The sequence below is a fragment of the Flavobacterium odoriferum genome, from assembly GCF_025499515.1.
Lineage (GTDB): Bacteria > Bacteroidota > Bacteroidia > Flavobacteriales > Flavobacteriaceae > Flavobacterium > Flavobacterium odoriferum.
Genome location: NZ_JAMKFA010000012.1, coordinates 69,752 through 84,722, shown reverse-complemented (window position 1 = coordinate 84,722; position 14,971 = coordinate 69,752). Strand labels below are relative to the sequence as shown.

The following is a 14,971-nucleotide window of genomic DNA, read 5'->3' as shown; positions in this document are numbered from 1 at the left end:
TATAAATGTATTATTTTTACAGCTTAAAATCATTTTTTGATTAGTTGCTAAAAAAAATGAAAAAAGGTGATTATTTATTCACTTTAATACATTTAATCCATATCTCATAACCATGCACATTTGTTTCTTAACTAACGAATATCCAAAAGAAGGATTTCCGCATGGCGGTTTAGGCACTTTTGTAAAAACAATTGCAGAAGAGCTAGTGTCAAAAAATATTCAAGTATCGGTTGTGGGTCTAAATTATAATCCAATTGACGAAACCGAACAGTTGAATGGTGTTACGGTTATTCGTATCAAAAGAAGTAAAGTAAAAGGATTAGCTTGGTTCTTTAATTCAAAAAATATTGGTAAAACCATTGACGCAATCCATAGAAAAGCTCCAATGAATATTATTGAAGGACCAGAGTTGTCTTTAGCATTTCTACCTAAAATAAAAGATATAAAATACATCATTCGCTTACATGGCGGACATCATTTTTTTGCAGAAGCGGAAAATAGGGGTATTAACTGGTGGAAAGGTTTTCAAGAAAAACGCTCGTTTAAGAAAGCTGATGCTTTTATCGCGGTTTCTAATTATGTTAAAAGCCATACAGCAAATTATTTGAGTTATCATAACAAGCCAATTGAAGTTATTTTTAACCCAATTAATAATCAACTATTTCAATGTCAAGAGGTTGCAATTGAAGTGGATAATATCACTTTTGCAGGAACTATTTGTGAGAAGAAAGGCGTTCGTCAGCTAATTCAAGCTTTTCCATTGGTAAAAGAAAAATTTCCAAGTGCAGTTTTGAATTTGTATGGAAGAGATTGGTTATTTCCAGACGGCAGTTCGTATATTAAAATGTTGCAAGAAATAGAATTACCAAAAATAGGGGATATTTCTAAAGATATCATTTTTCATGGTGCGGTTTCATATAATGAAATCCCATCAGCCTATGCAAAAGCAGCGGTTTGTGTATTTCCATCACACATGGAAACCTTAGGTTTAGTTGCGCCAGAAGCAATGGTAATGGAAAAACCCGTAATTTTCACAAAATTAGGACCAGGTCCAGAAGTGATTGCAGATGGTGAAACTGGTTGGTTATGCAATCCCCACAAGCCAAAAGAAATTGCTAGTACGATCATTCAAGTTTTAAGTAATCCTCAAAAAGCCAATGAAATAGCAAAAAAAGGAAGACTATCGGTTTTGCAACAATTTGAAATCAAAACTATTGTCTCAAAAAATATAGAATTTTATAATAAAATTAAAAGTTAATAGCACATTCTCAATAAAGTAATTATAAGGAGTTCCCTCCTTGAGGAGGGTTAGGGAGATGTAAAATTTAATTCCTAAAGAAGAATGTAGTCCTATGAGCACTATGTCAAGTGCAACGTCCGAAGCTTCAGACTAAAATCAACACAAAGTCAAACTAATGTGTCTATGTGTTTAAAAAAAACCATTTCCCATCCGCGTTCCCATCGATTCAAAATTAAAAAACCTGTAACAAAAAAGTCCCAACAAAAGTTGAGACTCTTATAAATCAAAATACTTAAAACTTAAACGATATCAATCAAGTTCAATACATTAAAAGCTCCATTTCGTAAAGGATATTGTACGCCATTTACTTCTTGAAAAAACTCAATAAGCAATAAGTACAATTGTGTTCCAGTGCCTGTTGGAACTTCAGTTGGAGTTAACGTAATTGTAGTCGGATTCATATCAAGTACTGTATTTACAACAGGACTATATTGCATGTCAAACTCGCCCGATACAAAATCCAAATTAATAAAAGCACTACGAAAAGATACATGTGAGGCACCTTCGGGAATCTGTAATTGATCTAATGGAACAAAATTTGAAATAGTAACAACCCCAGTTGCTGTGTCCAAGCTATAAGGAGCATGAAATACAGCTTGTAAGGCAGCACGATTATTAAAATCAAATCCTTTCAATAATTGTTTACCACTAGAAGTTAAGATACCTTCACTAACCACTCGTTCTCCTCTCGCAGAATTACTATCTAATTGTCGAACTTTACTCAAAATACCCATCATGCGACTACTCATACGTGGATCTTTTGCTCGATTAAGCATGGTGCCAATGGCATTGCGTAATAACTTACCCGATTGTGCTGTTGTGCCAAACTCAGCAATATTCTCTCTTGTTCTAATGTAGGCAGGATCATTCATAATTCTACCTTTTGAAACTCCTCCTTTAGTGCGCACCAAGTGCCCGTCTACACTTTTATAAAAAGTTAGACCATCTAGCGTTCCCGCTACTTTCAAAAATGACTGTTGCTTTGCCATAATTTTTAATTTTTAAATGATTTATAAAAAGTTTTGTAAATCAGGCGCCTTGATTTCGATTTCAAAACTATAACGACTTTTACAAACAAAAAAAAGTTAGGTTCCGTTTGCATTCAAATGTGCCGTTTTGTTCCATTTTATAACATTATAACCGCTAAAATTGGTAATCAAAATCTATCAAACCGAGTTTACTAGACTTTTCTTTCAGTTATAGCTAAATTTCAACGCTACCTACTTCTAAACTCCTTCGTGTTACTTAGTGTGAAAACTTTGCGAAACTTTGTGTTACAGCCTCCATTTGTCATCATTTAATCTATTGGTCTCCCATACATATCCCGTACGTATCCCATATATCTTCAAATACAATGAAGTATAAATAAGTTCGATTTTTTTTCAGGAACAGGGAGATCGTCTAAGAAAAGTTTTCAACAGTAAAAATTATAAGATTTAGAGGCTTTTGTGGCAAATCCGCAAACCCCAAACTATACTCACTACCACAAATCACCACAAATTGCAACAGTAGTAATTGTAAGCAATTATCCAAATAAATTTATCAACACACCTAATATCGGCAGCGGGGTTAGAACAATTAAAAGTTCAAGTAAATTAGCAATTGAGAAGTAAAAATAAACTGTCCTATTTTTTAAAAGAGTAAGAAATTAAGTTTGCAAAATGAATTTTGTTTCATGTCACAACTTTAGAAAAAGTGGTGTATTTAATTTGTAAGAGTAAATTAAAATAGTGCAAAACAAACTGTCCTATTTTTTAAAAAAGGGTGATTTTACTTTTGTGCTATGAAATTTTAAATGGCTAAGTTTTCACGTTACACATTTTGACTGTAGCAAGTTTTTAATTTGAAATAAAAATAAAAAAGTATTAATTATAAAAAGAATAATTATGTTACGATTAATTATCACACCAAAGGACGTTGAGGTTATTTTAGGAGTTAGTTCTAGCTATGCGAGAAGAGTAGTAAGAATAATCAAAAGAAAAAATAACAAAGAAAAACATCAAAAGATAACGGTAAAAGAATTTTGTAGGTACATGGGGTTAGAGGTAAAAGAGGTGGTGTTGGAATTGAAAGAATTTTACAGAGGAAAATAATACTTTTAATTCAGGTTAATTGTATATTTACTTTTTTAAATCTATTAAAAGTAAATGAATTTTTTACAGTTAATTTTATCTGATTACAAAAAATACAGAAAGTATGGAGGTAACTTTATTACCATCCTATTTTTTACGCAAGGATTTTGGGCTAGTTTCCAATACCGAGTAGCGCATGCAGTTCACATGATGTCGATTCCTATTCTAAAGCAATTGTCGCAATTATTGTGTTTGATTTGGCAAAAAATAATTGAAATTTCCACTGGTATTTCAATTCCAGCTTCAGCTCAAATAGGGCATTCGTTCTATATAGGGCATTTTGGAGGAGTTATTTTAAATGCTAAGACAATTATTGGAAACAATTGCAATATATCACAAGGTGTAACCATTGGGATTTCTGGACAAGGTAAAAACAGAGGTGTTCCAAAAATTGGTAACAATGTTTATATTGGAGCAAATGCTGTTATTGCTGGAAGCATAATTATTGAAGATAATGTTTTAATAGCTGCTTGTTCATTAGTTAATACTAATGCTACTAGTAATAGTGTAATGCTTGGTGTTCCTGCAATTAAAGTATCAGAAAAAAGTTCGGAGGGCTACATTTAAAATGAAGTTAGTTGTAATTTCATCAGCACCAATAGTTCAAAAAGAAGGAGAAAACTATCTATATGCACCTTACGAAAAGGAAATGCAATTATGGGCTAAACATGCTAATTCAATTCAGTTTTGTTGTCCAATTTGGAAAGAAGATAAAAAGTTGTTAATTGCTCCAATCTCTTTTGAAACTACTCCAACCATTGAGTTGAAAGAATTTGATATTACGTCATTTTCAAATATGTTGCGAGCCATTCCAAATGCTTTTGTTGATTTGATTCGAATATTTGAAGCAATGAAAAAAGCAGATCATATTCATTTAAGATGCCCTGGAAATATGGCATTATTAGCAGCAGTTGTTCAAATATTTTTTCCTAAAAAAGTAAAAACTGCTAAATATGCGGGCAATTGGGATCCAAAAGCAAGACAACCTTTTACCTATAAATTACAACGTTGGATTTTAAGTAATACAATCTTAACAAAGAATATACAAGTCTTGGTTTATGGAGACTGGGAAAATCAGACAAAAAATATAAAGCCTTTTTTTACGGCGACTTATAGTGAAAGCGAAATTCTGAATGCTAATTTCAGAATTCAGAATAAAGATCAAGAATCTATAAAATTTCTTTTTGTGGGAACATTGTCTAGAGGTAAACAACCTTTGTATGCAATTCAAATTGTAGAAGAGTTATTTAAAAAAGGAAAAAATGTAACGCTTGATTTATTTGGCGATGGTGCCATGAAAAGTGAAATAGAAACATATATTAGAAATAAGAATTTAGAATCTATAATTCAATTAAAAGGAAATCAATCAAAAGATGCAATTTTAACAGCTTATCAAAATAGTCATTTTCTTATTTTACCATCTAAAAGCGAAGGTTGGCCAAAAGTTGTTGCTGAAGCCATGTTTTGGGGTTGTGTGCCAATAGCTTCTCCTGTTTCTTGTATTTCCTATATGATGGGAAATGGAAGTAGGGGTATACTACTTCATGAAAAAATACAAGAAGATATAAACCAAATTGATATGGTAATAAATAATCAAGATTTTTATCATAAAATAGCTTCAGAAGGACAATCGTGGTCTCAACAATTTACAACTGATAGGTTTGAAGCTGAAATTAGTAAGTTGCTAAATGGATAATTAATTTAGTTAATATTTTTATGCAATTTGTAATTGAACTTATACTTGCGCTTGCCTTTCTTTTTCTATATTTACACGATTATTAATTCATACGTGTGAAATCAGTTCAAGATATTAGAGTCATTCAATTAATTGATAGTTTAGAGCCAGGTGGCGCTGAACGAATGGCTATTACTATTGCAAATACTTTTGGAAATGAACTCCCTTTTTCTGGATTAGTGGTTACACGTTTAGAAGGTAGTTTAAAAGATACCATTAACTCCAAAGTGAATTATCTTTTTTTAAAAAAGAAAAAAGCATTAGATTTTTCAGCATTATTACGGTTAAGAAAGTTTGTAAAAAATAACAAGGTTTCGGTTGTTCATGCACACGGTAGTTCTTATTTTTTTGCTGTATTATTAAAATTTACTATTCCATCAATAAAAATTTTTTGGCACGATCATTTTGGAAATAGAGTAGAAAAAAGTAAGGCAAATTTACCTATAAAAATAGCGTCTTATTTTTTTAGTGGCGTTTTTACAGTGAATCAAGAACTTCAAAATTGGGCTTTAAAGCATTTAAAAACAAATAACATCCATTTTATTCCAAATTATATTGAAGAAAAAGCAATAGAAAAAGCAGTTACTTTTTTAAAAGGTGAAGAAGGAAAAAGAATTGTTTTATTGGCTAATTTGAGAACACCTAAAAATCATCTTTTAGCAGTTTCTGCCTTTTCTCAAAGCAAAATGGCAACTTTAGGATGGACATTACATTTTATTGGAAAAGATAATTTAGATGAATATTCAAATAATTTAAAGAAAAAAATCACTGCTGAAAATTTAACAGAAGCTGTTTTTATTTATGGTTCTTGTACAGATATTCAACATATTTTAAATCAATCAAACGTAGGGCTTTTAACATCTACTTATGAAGGTTTTCCTGTTACTTTATTAGAATATGGAAGAGCAAATATTTTAGTGATTTGCTCAAATGTGGGTTATTGTGGTCAAATTATTAAAAATAATGAAACAGGAATTAGTTTTGAATCTGAAGATGAAAAAGGATTAATCCAAGTTTTAAATGAAATTTCAAATAAACCATCTGAAAATGAACGATTGGCTTCAAATTTGAATATTTTTGTAAATCAAAATTATTCGGCTAAACAGGTAATAAATAAAATATTGGTTGCCTATCAGAAAGCGTTATGAAAACAAGCGAATCAAGTCAATATATTAAGTTTGTAATCATCCATTTACTAATTGGGTTGCTGATTTATTTTGTGCCTTTTGTATCAAAATTATATGCTATTTCAATAATTTTAGTTGGGTATCGATATGTTGTATTGAGAAAAAACGCAAATAACGAAGCACTTTTTGTTGCTGCTTATATTGTTGGTGCCGAAGTATTTTTGAGGATGACTGAAGGAAATTTATTCGAGCAATTTGCAAAATATGGTGTGATGGGAATTTTGTTAATTGGTATGATTTACAGAGGATTTTCTAAAAACGCATTGCCATATTGGATTTTCGGGTTGTTATTATTGCCAGCAATTTTCCTGTCTTTTTTTACTTTAAATTTTGATACAGATATTAGAAAAGCAATTACATTCAATATTATTGGACCTATTACACTAATGGTTAGTGCAATTTATTGTTATCAAAGAAAAATTTCCTTTGAGCAAATAAAAACGATAATAAATATGTTAGCCTATCCATTAATGGCTACTTTAGTTTATATGTATCTATATACTCCAAGTGTAAAAGATGTTGTAACTAATACGGAATCAAATTTTGAAACATCGGGTGGTTTTGGCCCCAATCAAGTGTCAACGATATTAGGCTTGGGAATTTTTCTTTTTTTTGTGAAAATTGTTTTGAGTTCTAAAACTGTTTTAATAAGAAATATCAATGTTTTATTTTTTGTTATTATTACATTTAGAGGTATTGTTACCTTTTCAAGAGGAGGTGTTATTACAGGATTTGTTATGATTATTATTGTAGTGCTTTTACTTTTATACTACACTAAATCTCAAGCAAAATCAAAAGTAGTAATGTTGGTTGTGTTTGGACTATTTGCGTTAGTGGGAATATGGTCTTATAGTTCTATTCAAACCAGCGGATTAATTGATAAACGATATGCAAATCAAGATGCAAGAGGTAGAGAAAAACTTAGTAAACTTACTGGTAGAGAACGATTAATTGAATCAGAATTTAAAATGTTTTTAGATAATCCAATTTTTGGAATAGGTGTTGGTAAAAATAAAGAATATCGTTTAGAAACCACAGGGATTGATGCAGCATCACATAATGAAATTACGCGAATGTTAGCAGAACATGGAATGTTTGGACTTTTTGGTTTGATAATATTATTAATAACTCCAATGGTTTTATACCTAAATAATCAACAAAACATTTTTGTTTTTTCGTTTGTTGTTTTTTGGATTTTAACTATCAATCATGCTGCCATGCGATTGGCCGCTCCTGCATTTGTTTATGCTTTATCACTTTTAAAAGTTAGTTTTGTAGATGAAAAATCAACTGCTATATCTGGGCAATCGACTGTCTAAACATGGTTTAAATAAAACTACAATAGAAACCTTAGGACTACATTTAGAACACGAGGATTTCTCGGTTTTTTATGCTTCAGATAAAAAATCATTTCCATTTCGAATGATGGATATGATGAAAGCTGTTTTCCAATATAGAAACAAAGTTGATTATATTTTAATAGATACCTATAGTACTAAGGCTTTTTGGTATGCTTTTGTTTGTAGTCAGTTGGCTCGATTTTTTAAAAACAAATACATTCCAATATTACATGGTGGTGATTTGCCTAATCGGTTGAAAAGGAATCCTCAGTTATGTAGAATGGTTTTTGCAAATGCGTATCAAAACATAGCACCTTCTGGATACTTAAAACAAGCTTTTGAAAGTGCTGGCTTTACAAATGTAATTCACATTCCCAATTCAATTGAAATTGAAAAATACGAGTTCAAGCAAAGAGAAATAATAACTCCAAAATTGATTTGGGTTCGCGCTTTTGCATCTATTTATAATCCAACAATGGCTGTAAAAGTGGTGGCTGAATTGCAAAAAATATATCCAAATGCAACACTAACTATGGTTGGGCCAGATAAGGATGGTAGTTTAGAAACAACAAAATTATTTGTCAATTCTATTAATACAGTGGTTAATTTTACAGGAAAATTAACAAAAGAAGACTGGTGGAAATTAGCCTCAGAACACGATATTTTCATCAATACCACTCATTTTGACAATACACCCGTAAGTGTAATGGAAGCGATGACGCTTGGTTTACCTGTGGTAAGTACAAATGTAGGAGGAATTCCATTTTTACTTTCAGACAACGAAAATGCTTTATTAGTTGATGATAATGATACAAAAGCTATGGTTGAATCTGTTCAAAAATTAATCGAAAATCCTGAAAAAGCTATTTTTTTAGCAAATAATGCAAGAAATTTTATAGAACAAATGGATTGGCAAGTGGTTAAAAAACAATGGGCAGATTTGTTACAATAGAAAAAATATTTTTTTTAATAATTTCTAACATTTATTTGTTACTTTGCATGGAATAATTCCCAAATTATGCGACCTACAAAAAGAATCCATTTTGAAATTTCTGAACGTAAAATTCTTTTACGTACTATGGATGTGTTTTTTGTTGTACTAATTTTAGCATTGATTGGACATTTCTTACAATTTGATTATTTTAAAGTTTCAAAAAGTAATTTCTATTGGACTTTAGTATTGGCCTTATACATCAATTTTTTCGGTACTATTTTCGAAATGTATAATTTACAAACTGCGAGTAACCGATTTCAAATATCAAAAAGTATAATTCTTACAACAGCTTTAACTACTTTATTATATTTGTTAACGCCTTTTTATACGCCAATTTTGCCTTCTAATCGTTTGCAAATTATTTTGTTTTTCTTCGCTATTTTCTTTGCATTGTTAGTTTGGCGCAACATTTATATTATATTTTTAGCATCTAATAGATTTGTAAAAAAAGTTTTATTTATTGGGAATAGTAAAGAAATAGATCAATTAGTTGCCGAGTTGTTTTCGGTTAATCCACATTATAAAGTGGTGGGGTATGTGGCTACAGATGAGGAACCACAAAAAACTAAAATTGATTTAGTAGATGAAACCAATTTAGAAGATTTTATTTATAACAATTATGTTTCTGAAATTGTGGTTTCGCAAATAAAAAATAAACATAACGCAGTTGAATTATATTCTGAATTATTGAGCTATTTGGAACGAGGAGTTGTAATTAGACAGTATAAAGAAGTCTATGAAAATAGCACGTATCGATTACCAATTAATTTCGAAAGTAAAGAATTATACAAATTTTTCCCATTTAGCCGAAGCAATCAAAATAAGTTATATGTGTATTATAGTAGAATTTTTGACATAGCTTTTTCATTAATTGGATTAGCAGGTTTCTTTTTAATCGCACCAATTTTATGGGTTATTAATCTTTTTGCAAATAAAGGCAGTTTCTTTTACACACAAGAGCGAGTAGGTAAAAATGGTATGCCTTTTACAATTTACAAGTTAAGAACAATGGTTCAAGATGCCGAAAAAAACGGAGCTGTTTTTGCTACTGCTAACGATAATAGAATAACACCTTTTGGAAAATTTCTCAGAAAAACGCGTTTAGATGAATTACCCCAATTTATAAACGTGCTAAAAGGAGACATGGCAGTAATTGGTCCAAGACCAGAGCGACCAGTATTTGTTAATGAAATTTCGGCGACCATTCCGTTATATCAAACACGACATGTTATTAAACCTGGGCTTACGGGTTGGGCTCAAGTAAATTATTCGTATGGTTCAAACCTTGAGGATAGTTTAATGAAATTACGCTACGATTTGTATTATATCAAACACCGAAGTTTGTTTTTAGATATGAACATTGTTGTAAAAACAATGAGTACGGTTTTATTTTTTAGAGGACAGTAATTAGTTTAGATGGTAAAATTTTTAAGAGTTTAAAAAGGTTTATGATTGTTTTGTTTTCTTACTCAGCAAAACGATTTTTCCAATCCAATAAAAATGAAGTGCAATAAAAGGCCACACAATTTCTAAGTGTATTTTGTTCAGCATATAAACAAAATAAGCCAATAAAAAACCTAAGCAAATTTGTCCAAAAAGAATAATTTTTACCCGATTACCTTTCCAATAATGCCAAGCAAAAACCAATAATAAAGGATTGAATAACAAAATGTTGTAATTCCATAATATTTCTTCATGTAACGAGTATAATCCTACTAAAGAGAAGAAAACACCTAACAATCCAGCAAAGATTAAATAGCTAATTTTTAGCCACTTTTTCCCTAAAATAACTAAAAGAAAAAGCACTCCGATTAAAGAATAAATTGAATTTAGCCAATTGAATGGAATGTCTGTTTTTCTCGCTTCTAAAATGGTTTTATTCGATTGTTCAATCGTGGTTCCATTTACTTTTGTATTCGAAATTGCTTTTTTAAATTCATAAGGTAAAAATAAGCGAGTGGCAGGTTCATCTACTTTTGCTCCAAAAATCAATTGAATGCCTAATTTCATGTAAAAATCACTCATGTACGGATACAAAATTTCTCTATACGATTGATTAGAAGTTTGTGATTTTATGTATTCACTTCCTAATGTACTATTGATTTTATCCACAACCATTGTGGTGCAATTTCTATCAATAAATTTATAAGTGTAAAAGCGATCATCACTATAAACCGAGGCATTTAATTGCTGAAACAATTGGTTAATTTGTGCGGGAGAAAGTGCTAAATCTTGTTCAATAATTTCTCTGTTTTCTGCCTGATAATTGTAGTAAAAATCGATGTAACTTCCATTGGTGACAAAATATTGCAAATCACCTTTTACGAATCTTCCGATAAAATTAGGAGTGTCAAAATCAAATGCACCATAATTATATACAACATCAATTTGTTGTGAAACATCTTGAATTCGAATTCCAGTGTGACCATACATTGCATACGATTCTGGTCCAGTGCCACACGTTAAAATACTAACTTTTGCTTGGTTTGAAAGAGATATATTTTGGGAAAACCCATGAAAAGAAATTAAAATAAGTAAAGCGAAAAGTAGTTTTTTTATCATTCTATGTTTTGTTTCAAGTTTAACTTTCTGCATCCATCTTCCAACTTCCTGCATCCATCACCCAACATCTATCATCTAAACAATTCCCAATCTACTTTTATCGAAAAAATATTAGAATATAAAGCAGCACTTTGGTCACCTAAATCGGTTAAAGCATAATCTACTTGAATGCCTTTGTATTTGAATCCTAATCCAATATTAGGTTGAAAACTTAATTTTTTTGAATCATCAATTTGTGTAATTTGTTGAAAATTCCCAACACCACCTCGTAAATAAACCAAATCAATATAACCAAATTCAAAACCAACAGCAGGGTCAATACTTACTGCATTTGTTGAAATAATGTCGTTTGTTCGGGCAAATTGCATATTTAAATTTGTTGCCGCTAACAAACTATAATCGTGTCTAATAATCCATTTTTTTGACATTCCCAATTGTGCTTTTGGCAATGTAATTTCGCTGGTTTCAGGCAATTCTTGATTTTCTCCAGGAATAGCATCTGCAATTTCTTGGTATTTTTCTTCGTCGATGGTCCAAGTATTGTATGTAGTAGTAATATCGCGAATCATTAAACCAAATTTCCAATCCTCGTCATCACTAATATACTGAATTCCTAAATCCAATCCAAATCCCCAAGAATTAGCAAAATCCCCAATTATTCTTCGGATCACTTTCGCATTTACGCCATAATTTAAACCTTCAATTGGTAAACTTCTGGCATAGGAAACTGTTAATCCATAATCGGCTGTAGAAAATAGTGAAATTCTGTTATAGTCAATATTCCCTTCGCTGTCAATTAGTTGAGTGGTGTTTAAAATGTCGTCTACACCAAAACGAATTAACGAAATCCCAACTGCACTTCGGTTATCAATTGGCATTGCAAAAGCAGCATAATCATATTGAGCAATATTTGCAAAATAACTAGCGTGCATCAACGAAAATTGTTTGTCTTCTAATTTTAGTAAACCCGCTGGATTCCAATAACCAGAATTAACATCGCTAGTATGAGAAACCACAGCATTAGACATTCCTAATGCAGCAGCATCTACACCAATACTCATAAACTCATTCGAGTATTTTCGAACGGTTTGCGCATAGTTTATAGTAGTTAAAAAAACAAATAGAAATAAAAAGGTCTTTTTCAACGCCAATTTTTTTTACAAAGATGAAATAAATTTCTTAAATACTAAACTCTAAATGTATTAACTTATTGTATTACATTTGCTGTAAATTATTTGAGTCGCTACTTTTGACTATTTTAAACGTATTTGTATGCAAATTAAAAAACACATTCCAAACACTATTACTTTATTAAATCTTGCAAGTGGTTTATTAGCAGTTATTGCCGTTTTTAAAGGCTATTATGACGAAGCTTTTATTTTTGTTTGCTTGGGTATCTTTTTTGATTTTTGGGACGGATTTTTAGCAAGAAAATTTAAAGTTTCAGGTGAATTAGGTTTGCAATTGGATTCGCTTGCCGATGTGGTTACTAGTGGAGTTGTACCTGGATTGATGATGTTTAAGTTGTTTCAAGATATTCAAGAAGACGATACTTCAAAATACTTTTTGACGGAAGAATTTTATTATATGGGATTTGTACCTTATTTAGGTTTTATTATTACTTTGGCTTCGGCTTATCGTTTAGCAAAATTTAATATTGATACACGTCAAACGGATTCTTTTATTGGTTTGCCAACGCCTGCAAATGCATTGTTGATTATGAGTATTCCGATGATTCAATATGCAGGAACGCATGAATGGTTGGTTGAAGCCTTGTATAATCCATTTATTTTACTTGCAATTACCATATTGAGCGCTTACATGTTAAATGCCGAAATTCCACTTTTTTCACTAAAAATGAAAGATTTTAGTTGGGAGAAAAATAAATTACAAGTCATTTTTTTAGCTTTATCGGTTGTTTTATTGTTTCTAATAGGTTTTACAGCTTTACCTGTAATAATTTTACTTTATGTTGCGTTATCGGTTATAAACAATACTGTTTTGGCTAAAAAATAATGGCACAACCTATACGAAGAAAAAGAACTGTTAAGAAAAATAAACCGCGTTTTTTTGGAAAGTGGTTTTTGGTTGTTTTTTCTTTTTTTCTGTTACTAATTATTACGATTGGTATTTATAAATTTCGAGATGGTTTTTTATATTATTTGGGTTTTAAAACCGATAAATATGCCAACGAATTATCTGCTGATGAACGAAAATTAACAGATATTCGAATCTACGAAGTGCTTCATAAACACGATAATAAAGCTATTGGTTTTGATGTTTCAGAATACCAAAGTGAAATCGATTGGGAGCAAACCTACCATATTGATGAAGCGTTTGAACTATCATTTGTTTTTATTCGTTCCACCGCTGGAAAAGACAAAATTGATTCTAAATTTAAAGAAAATTGGAAAGCTGCAAAAGAGCGTCAATTGATTCGAGGTGCCTATCATTATTATCGTCCCAACGAAAATTCGATCGAACAAGCCGAAAATTTTATTAAGACTGTGAAATTGCAAAAAGGCGATTTGCCTCCAGTTTTAGACATTGAAAAATTACCCAAATCACAATCGATTGATAGTTTAAAAGTTGGTTTACGTCGCTGGTTAAATAGAATTGAAAAGCATTACAAAGTAAAACCAATCATTTATTCGGGAGAGAGTTACTATACCGATTTCTTAAAAGAAGAATTTTCAGAATATCCGCTTTGGATTGCCAATTATAATTTTTGGCGAAACGATTTAGAATCCGATTGGCAGTTTTGGCAATTCACCGAAAAAGCACAAATCGAAGGTATTAAAGGTATGGTAGATATAAATATTTTTAATGGCGATAAAAATAAGTTGCTGTTGAAATGTATTCGATAACGGAAATGAAATAAAAAAATCCCTCAAATTGTTGAGGGATTTTTTTATTCTTCTTTATTTAAATTCAATTCTCCTTTACCGTGAATGATAGTTGTTTTAGGTGCTTCGAAGTCGATTTTAGTTTTACGTAATTCAAAGTTTTGCCCAAGGTAAACACGTCTTACCATTTCGTCTGCTACTAATTCTTCTGGTTTTCCAGCTTTAAGAATTCCTCCTTCAAACATTAAGTAGGTTTTATCGGTAATTGCTAATGTTTCTTGAACATTGTGGTCGGTAATTAAAATCCCGATGTTTTTATTTTTTAATTGCGCTACAATTCGTTGAATATCTTCTACTGCAACTGGGTCAACTCCAGCAAATGGTTCGTCCAAAAGAATGAATTTTGGATCAGTTGCTAAAGCACGTGCAATCTCAGTACGACGACGCTCACCTCCTGAAAGTAAATCACCTCTATTGGTACGAATGTGTTCCAATGCAAACTCTGCAATTAATTCTTCCATTTTAGCTTCTTGTTCCGCTTTTGAAAGTGTGGTTAATTGCAAAACACTCAAAATGTTATCTTCGATACTTAATTTTCTAAAAACAGAAGCTTCTTGTGCCAAATAACCAATTCCATTTTGTGCGCGTTTGTACATAGGAAAGTTGGTAATATCCATATCATCAAGATAGATATTTCCGCTATTTGGTTTTACTAAACCTACAATCATGTAGAACGAAGTGGTTTTACCGGCACCATTTGGACCCAATAAACCTACGATTTCTCCTTGATTTACTTCAACGGAAATTCCTTTTACTACACTTCTTTTTTTATAGGTTTTAACTAAATTTTCTGCTCTTAATTTCATGATTTTAAT

At 31.0% G+C, this 14,971-nt stretch carries 14 protein-coding genes; 10 read left to right on the top strand and 4 right to left on the bottom strand.

Annotation, left to right across the window (positions count from 1 at the left end; translation table 11 throughout):
• The first annotated feature begins 112 nt into the window (after positions 1 to 112).
• On the top strand, positions 113 to 1,258 hold the full coding sequence (locus M9Q43_RS10075; protein WP_262318803.1) for a glycosyltransferase family 4 protein: 1,146 nt from the start codon (positions 113 to 115) through the stop codon (positions 1,256 to 1,258).
• 281 nt (positions 1,259 to 1,539) lie between these two features.
• Here the strand turns inward: M9Q43_RS10075 and M9Q43_RS10070 are convergent, their stop codons facing one another.
• A complete protein-coding gene (locus M9Q43_RS10070) occupies positions 1,540 to 2,172 on the bottom strand; it encodes a hypothetical protein (protein WP_262318802.1) in 633 nt (210 codons plus the stop codon).
• Between the two features lie 1,014 nt (positions 2,173 to 3,186).
• Between M9Q43_RS10070 and M9Q43_RS10065 the strand changes: the two genes are divergently transcribed.
• The 7 genes from M9Q43_RS10065 (at position 3,187) to M9Q43_RS10035 (ending at position 10,095) form a co-directional block, all read left to right on the top strand.
• On the top strand, positions 3,187 to 3,393 hold the full coding sequence (locus M9Q43_RS10065) for a hypothetical protein (RefSeq protein ID WP_262318801.1): 207 nt from the start codon (positions 3,187 to 3,189) through the stop codon (positions 3,391 to 3,393).
• Between the two features lie 54 nt (positions 3,394 to 3,447).
• On the top strand, positions 3,448 to 3,999 hold the full coding sequence (locus tag M9Q43_RS10060) for a serine O-acetyltransferase (protein WP_262318800.1): 552 nt from the start codon (positions 3,448 to 3,450) through the stop codon (positions 3,997 to 3,999).
• Between the two features lies 1 nt (position 4,000).
• On the top strand, positions 4,001 to 5,128 hold the full coding sequence (locus M9Q43_RS10055) for a glycosyltransferase (RefSeq protein ID WP_262318799.1): 1,128 nt from the start codon (positions 4,001 to 4,003) through the stop codon (positions 5,126 to 5,128).
• 95 nt (positions 5,129 to 5,223) lie between these two features.
• The gene (locus M9Q43_RS10050; RefSeq protein ID WP_262318798.1) at positions 5,224 to 6,315 is read left to right on the top strand and encodes a glycosyltransferase; all 1,092 of its coding nucleotides are present in this window, start codon (positions 5,224 to 5,226) and stop codon (positions 6,313 to 6,315) included.
• A complete protein-coding gene (locus M9Q43_RS10045; protein WP_262318797.1) occupies positions 6,312 to 7,673 on the top strand; it encodes an O-antigen ligase family protein in 1,362 nt (453 codons plus the stop codon). The genes M9Q43_RS10050 and M9Q43_RS10045 overlap by 4 nt, the downstream gene beginning before the upstream one ends.
• Positions 7,633 to 8,646: a glycosyltransferase family 4 protein gene (locus M9Q43_RS10040; RefSeq protein ID WP_262318796.1), complete on the top strand. Its 1,014-nt coding sequence runs from the start codon at positions 7,633 to 7,635 to the stop codon at positions 8,644 to 8,646. The genes M9Q43_RS10045 and M9Q43_RS10040 overlap by 41 nt, the downstream gene beginning before the upstream one ends.
• A gap of 66 nt (positions 8,647 to 8,712) precedes the next feature.
• Positions 8,713 to 10,095: a sugar transferase gene (locus M9Q43_RS10035; protein WP_262318795.1), complete on the top strand. Its 1,383-nt coding sequence runs from the start codon at positions 8,713 to 8,715 to the stop codon at positions 10,093 to 10,095.
• Between the two features lie 39 nt (positions 10,096 to 10,134).
• Here the strand turns inward: M9Q43_RS10035 and M9Q43_RS10030 are convergent, their stop codons facing one another.
• Together M9Q43_RS10030 and M9Q43_RS10025 are read right to left on the bottom strand one after the other, a co-directional pair.
• On the bottom strand, positions 10,135 to 11,250 hold the full coding sequence (locus M9Q43_RS10030; protein ID WP_262318794.1) for a DUF4105 domain-containing protein: 1,116 nt from the start codon (positions 11,248 to 11,250) through the stop codon (positions 10,135 to 10,137).
• Between the two features lie 71 nt (positions 11,251 to 11,321).
• On the bottom strand, positions 11,322 to 12,395 hold the full coding sequence (locus M9Q43_RS10025; RefSeq protein ID WP_408611255.1) for a putative type IX sorting system protein PorV2: 1,074 nt from the start codon (positions 12,393 to 12,395) through the stop codon (positions 11,322 to 11,324).
• 127 nt (positions 12,396 to 12,522) lie between these two features.
• Here M9Q43_RS10025 and M9Q43_RS10020 point away from each other — a divergent pair, with 127 nt between their 5' ends.
• Together M9Q43_RS10020 and M9Q43_RS10015 are read left to right on the top strand one after the other, a co-directional pair.
• Positions 12,523 to 13,266 (top strand): CDP-alcohol phosphatidyltransferase family protein, encoded by a 744-nt coding sequence (locus M9Q43_RS10020; RefSeq protein WP_262318793.1) that lies wholly within the window; start codon positions 12,523 to 12,525, stop codon positions 13,264 to 13,266.
• Positions 13,266 to 14,117, top strand: coding sequence for a glycoside hydrolase family 25 protein (locus tag M9Q43_RS10015; RefSeq protein WP_262318792.1), 852 nt, complete (start codon positions 13,266 to 13,268; stop codon positions 14,115 to 14,117). The genes M9Q43_RS10020 and M9Q43_RS10015 overlap by 1 nt, the downstream gene beginning before the upstream one ends.
• A 44-nt stretch (positions 14,118 to 14,161) precedes the next feature.
• On the opposite strand, the gene lptB is transcribed toward M9Q43_RS10015, so the two are convergent.
• Complete coding sequence (gene lptB / locus M9Q43_RS10010; protein ID WP_262318791.1) at positions 14,162 to 14,962, bottom strand: LPS export ABC transporter ATP-binding protein; 801 nt, start codon at positions 14,960 to 14,962, stop codon at positions 14,162 to 14,164.
• Positions 14,963 to 14,971 lie beyond the last annotated feature (9 nt).